The sequence below is a fragment of the Pseudomonas sp. SDO5591_S426 genome, assembly GCF_054070755.1.
In genome coordinates, this window is record NZ_JBSVXD010000288.1 from 1 (window position 1) to 4,957 (window position 4,957).

Genomic DNA, 4,957 nt, shown 5'->3' on the forward strand with positions numbered 1-4,957 from the left:
TCGCACCCAACGCCTGAAGACACTTTCAAATCCTGTGGGAGCGGGCTTGCCCGCGATAGCGATCTTCCATACAGCACAGATATTGCGGTTTAACCTTGTGTCTCCTGCTCCAGCTCTTCAGTCGCCGGAACCGCCTTACCCTTGGTCTTCAACTCACTGACAATCACCGCCGCCACAATCAACCCCGCCCCCAGCAGCGCAATTGCCGGCAAGCGTTCCCCGGCGATCCGCCCGACAATCCCGGCCCACACCGGCTCACCGGCATAAATCAACGTAGCCCGAGTCGGCGAAACACTCTTCTGCGCCCAGTTCATCGCCACCTGGATCGCCGCACTCGCCGCGCCCAGCCCGAGGGCGCTGCACAACAGCAACCAGGAAAAATCCGGAATCGCCTCGTTGGTCGGCACCACCATCAGGAACGACAGCACCGAAGTCACTGCCAGTTGCACCACCGTCACCCGCTTCACATCGACCTGACCGGCAAAGTTGCTGATCAGGATGATCTCCGCCGCAATCGCAATCGCGCTGATCAACGTGGCGATTTCACCGGGGCTGAAATTCAACGATGCGCCGGAAGGCCCCGACAGCAGCATCAACCCGGTAAACGCCAGCATGATCCCGATACTCGGCATCAACCCCGGCCGACGTCCCAGCACCAGCCATTGCAGCAACGGCACGAAAGGCACGTACAGCGCGGTGATAAACGCCGATTGGCTGCTGGGAATGCTCTGCAAGCCAACCGTCTGCAAGCCGTAACCAAGCATGATCGCCACGCCGATAAACGCACCGGCCTTGAGTTCGAACAGGGTCAAGTCACGCAGGCTGCGCCAGGAGAACAGGGCGACGAGGATCGCGGCGGCGGCAAAGCGCAGGCCGACGAAAAACATCGGGCCGCTGACGGTCATCGCATGCTGGACCAGCAAAAAGGTCCCGCCCCAGACCATGGTGATCAACACCAATACGCACTCGGCCTTGCTGAGCCGCAGGAAACGGGAGGAAGCCTGGGAGGTGTTCACCGACGTCATGATCTTGCGCACTACCTGAGGGGGGACGCACAATGCGCCGGAAGTTGGGCAGTATACTGCGCAGCACCACCCAGTGAGCAATATAGTGCACAAAGATTCCACGCAACGGGCTTCGGTCCTGCAGCACGTCAGCCAGAACGTTCGACGCCTGCGTCATGCCGCCGACATGAGCCAGACCACCCTGGCAGAAAAGTCCGGTGTCAGTCGCCGAATGCTGGTGGCTATCGAGGCCGGGGAAAAGAACGTCAGCCTGACCACCCTCGACCGCGTGGCCGAAGCTTTGGATGTGGCGTTCAGCGATCTGATCCAGGCCCCCGATGTCCGTGACCATAGCCGCATCAACGAAGTGGCCTGGGCGGGTGTAATCCCCGGTAGCAAAGCCGTATTGCTGTCCAAAGCCACCGCTAGCCGCGAAGTGGAACAATGGGAATGGTGCCTGCAACCGGGGGAAATCTACCCGTCGCAACCGGATGCCGATGGCTGGAGCGAACAGATCTACGTGTTCGAAGGCTGCCTGACCCTGATGCTCGGCGACACCCCACATGCAATCTCCGCCGGCGAGTTCTATATGTTTGCCAGCAACCAGCCCCACGCCTATCGCAACGATGGACCGGTGGCGGCGCGGTTTGTGCGCAACGTGGTGATCTGACTGTTCGCTAATCAACAGTGGATAGACACTTTGCTGTTTTGAAGCTGTAGGTTTTTCTCGGTAATTTATGTAACTACCTGAAATTAAATGAAATTAATTTCAGGCACGACTCCTGCAAAAGCTCTGGGGCATTCACCCGGAACCCAGGAGTCGGCCCATGACAGCCTCTGCCCAACCCCCTCGCACTGCCCACGTGATCCGCTCGGACGCCGAGGCCATTGCCGTCGCTCACAAGCTCGCCGCGCGTTTCGCCGTCGAGGCCAGCGTGCGCGATCGTGAGCGACGCCTGCCGGTTGCCGAGCTTGACGAATTTTCTGCCAGCGGCCTTTGGGGCATCACCGTTCCGAAAGCCTACGGCGGCGCCGGTGTGTCTTACGTGACCGTCGCCGAAGTGATCAAGATCATTTCCGCCGCCGACTCGTCTCTGGGCCAGATCCCGCAAAACCACCTCGGCGTGCTCGACATCCTGCTGCAAACCGCCAGCGAAGAGCAGAAGCGCTATTACTTCGGCAAAGTCTTGCAGGGCTACCGTTTCGGTAACGCCTTTTCCGAATCCAAAAGCAAAAACGCCGGGGCTTTCGAAACCCGGATTCGCTTCAGCGACGACACTGCGCAAATCGACGGCGAGAAGTTCTACTGCACCGGCGCGCTGTTTGCGCACATCGTCCCGGCGGTGGCGGTCAACGAACAGAACCAGGCGTTCATCGCCTTCATCGAACGCGACAACCCCGGTTTGACCGTGATCGACAGCTGGGACGGTTTCGGCCAGCGCACCACCGCCAGCGGTGGCGTCACCTTGAGCGCAGTAAAAGTGCCGCTGAGTGCAGTGATCCCCGCCCACAAAGCCTTTGATGAACCCACCGCCGACGGTCCGATTTCACAAATCATCCAGGCGGCCGTGGACACCGGCATTGCCGTCGGCGCCCTGGAAGAGACCAAGCGCTATGCCCGTGAAGCACGACCATGGATCGACAGTCAGCAGGATCACGGCTGGCAGGACCCGTTCAGCATCGCCGCGATCGGCGACCTCGAATGGCGGGTCCACGGCACTGAAGCGATCCTGAAAAAAGCCGGGCAGGCCATCGACGCCGCCTTGCTCAACGCCAATGAAGACACGGTCGCCCACGCCTCGGTGGTGGTGGCCCAGGCCAAAGTGCTGTCCGCCGAAATCGCCTTGCTCGCCAGCAGCAAGCTGTTCGAACTGGCCGGCACCCGTTCGGTGCTCGGCAAATACAACCTCGACCGCCACTGGCGCAACGCCCGCACTCACACCCTGCATGACCCGGCGCGCTGGAAATACCACCTGATCGGCAACTACCTGCTCAACGGCGTGAAACCTGCGCGCCACGCCTGGAACTGAGGAGTTTCCCATGAATGCCTTGACCCAACCCATCGCTGCCGGACAGCCACTGGCCAAGTCCCAGCATGACTTGCACAACGCCCGCACATTGCTCGATGCCATCCTGCGTTTCGTTCGTCAGCAGGCCAAAACCACCGAAGACCCTTACGTGATCAGCCGCTTCGGTGACGTGCAGATCCGCATCGAAGTAGCCGCCGCGCTGCTCGAACGCGCCGAGGACTTTCTCGACCGTCATGAGGACAACACCGAAATCGGCATCGCCATTGCTGAATCCCATATGGCCAGCGCCGAGGCACTCAGCACGGTCAGCAACGCCGAATTCGAACTCACCGGGCAACGCAGCCCATTGCCCGGTTCGCTGCATGATCCACTGCGCTGGAAACTCCACCTCATCGGCAACTTCCGCCTCAACGGCATTCATCCCCCCAGTTTTTCCACCGTCACAGAGGGAGCCGTTTGATGGCCCGTGAAATTCGACTCAACGCTTTTGACATGAACTGCGTCGGCCACCAGTCGCCGGGTTTGTGGGCGCATCCGCGGGATCGCTCGTGGCAATACAAGGATCTGGAGTACTGGACCGACCTGGCGAAAATCCTTGAGCGCGGCAAGTTCGACGGTCTGTTCATTGCCGATGTGCTGGGCATCTATGACGTCTACAACGGCAACGGTGACGCGGCGATTCGCCAGGCTGCGCAGGTGCCGGTCAATGATCCGCTGCAACTGATCCCGCCGATGGCGTTGGTCACCGAGCATTTGGGTTTCGGCCTGACCGCGTCACTGTCGTTCGAGCATCCGTATCCGTTTGCCCGGCGCCTATCGACCCTCGATCACCTGACCAAGGGCCGCGCCGGCTGGAACATTGTCACGTCGTACCTGGAGAGCGGCGCCAAGAACCTCGGGCAGAAAGCCCAGACCGAACACGACGCCCGCTACGACTTTGCCGAAGAGTATCTGGAGGTTTGCTACAAGCTGTGGGAGGGCAGCTGGGAAGAGGGCGCCATTTTGCGTGATCGTGAACGGCGGATTTTCAGCGACCCGCGCAAAATCCACGAGATCCAGCACGTCGGCAAACACTTCCAGGTGCCGGGCATCCACCTTTGCGAACCTTCGCCGCAACGCACGCCAGTGCTGTATCAGGCGGGCGCATCGAGTCGCGGCAAACAGTTTGCCGCCGAACATGCCGAATGCGTGTTCGTTGCCGCACCGTCGAAAGTGCTGCTGAAGAAAACCGTGGCCGATATCCGCCGGCGCGCGGCAGAGGCCGGGCGCGATCCGTCGAAGATCCTGATCTTCAACCTGCAAACGGTGATCCTCGGCGAGACCGACGCCAAGGCCAAGGCCAAGTTCGAAGAATACAAAACCTGGGTCAGCTATGAAGGCGCCATGGCGTTGATTTCCGGCTGGACCGGCATTGACTTCAGCCAGTTCAAACCGGACGAACCGCTCAAACATGTGCACACCAACGCCATTCAATCGGCGGTTGAGGCGTTCTCCACGGCTGACCCGAACAAGGTCTGGACTCCCAACGAGCTGGCCGACTGGGTGGGCATCGGCGGTTTTGGTCCGCTATTTGTCGGCAGCCCGGAAACGGTGGCCGATCTGCTTCAGGAGTGGGTCGACGAGACCGATGTCGATGGCTTCAACCTGGCCTATGCACTGACCCACGAAACCTTCATCGATGCCGTGGAGTTGCTGGTGCCGGAATTGCAGAAGCGCGGCGTGTACAAGACCGAGTACGCCCCCGGCACTTTGCGCGAGAAGCTGTTTGGCGAAGGTCCGAAGTTGCCGGTGATTCACCCAGGCGCCGGCTATCGCGACCTCGCGGCGTTGCGGCAGCAGGAGAAGAAAGTGGTGTCTGCCTAGAAGTCTTCAGCACAACACCCAAACCCTGTGGGAGCGGGCTTGCCCGCGATGAGGCCGGAA

4 protein-coding genes and 1 pseudogene are annotated in these 4,957 nt (G+C 60.5%); 4 read left to right on the top strand and 1 reads right to left on the bottom strand.

The genetic code is table 11. The annotated features are described in order from the left end of the window. Positions 1 to 89: 89 nt before the first annotated feature. A pseudogene (locus tag ACW9JC_RS28650) lies at positions 90 to 1,116 on the bottom strand (DMT family transporter). Between ACW9JC_RS28650 and ACW9JC_RS28655 the strand changes: the two are divergent. The 4 genes from ACW9JC_RS28655 to ACW9JC_RS28670 all read left to right on the top strand — a co-directional run bounded on the left by ACW9JC_RS28655 (position 1,111) and on the right by ACW9JC_RS28670 (position 4,897). Then, positions 1,111 to 1,674 (top strand): helix-turn-helix domain-containing protein, encoded by a 564-nt coding sequence (locus tag ACW9JC_RS28655; RefSeq protein ID WP_457459244.1) that lies wholly within the window; start codon positions 1,111 to 1,113, stop codon positions 1,672 to 1,674. The pseudogene ACW9JC_RS28650 and the gene ACW9JC_RS28655 overlap by 6 nt on opposite strands. A gap of 157 nt (positions 1,675 to 1,831) precedes the next feature. After that, entirely contained in the window at positions 1,832 to 3,034 is a 1,203-nt protein-coding gene (locus ACW9JC_RS28660) for an SfnB family sulfur acquisition oxidoreductase (RefSeq protein ID WP_457459246.1), read from the top strand. A gap of 10 nt (positions 3,035 to 3,044) precedes the next feature. Next, positions 3,045 to 3,494, top strand: coding sequence for an acyl-CoA dehydrogenase (locus ACW9JC_RS28665; RefSeq protein ID WP_457459248.1), 450 nt, complete (start codon positions 3,045 to 3,047; stop codon positions 3,492 to 3,494). Continuing rightward, positions 3,494 to 4,897, top strand: coding sequence for an LLM class flavin-dependent oxidoreductase (locus tag ACW9JC_RS28670; RefSeq protein ID WP_457459250.1), 1,404 nt, complete (start codon positions 3,494 to 3,496; stop codon positions 4,895 to 4,897). The genes ACW9JC_RS28665 and ACW9JC_RS28670 overlap by 1 nt, the downstream gene beginning before the upstream one ends. Positions 4,898 to 4,957 lie beyond the last annotated feature (60 nt).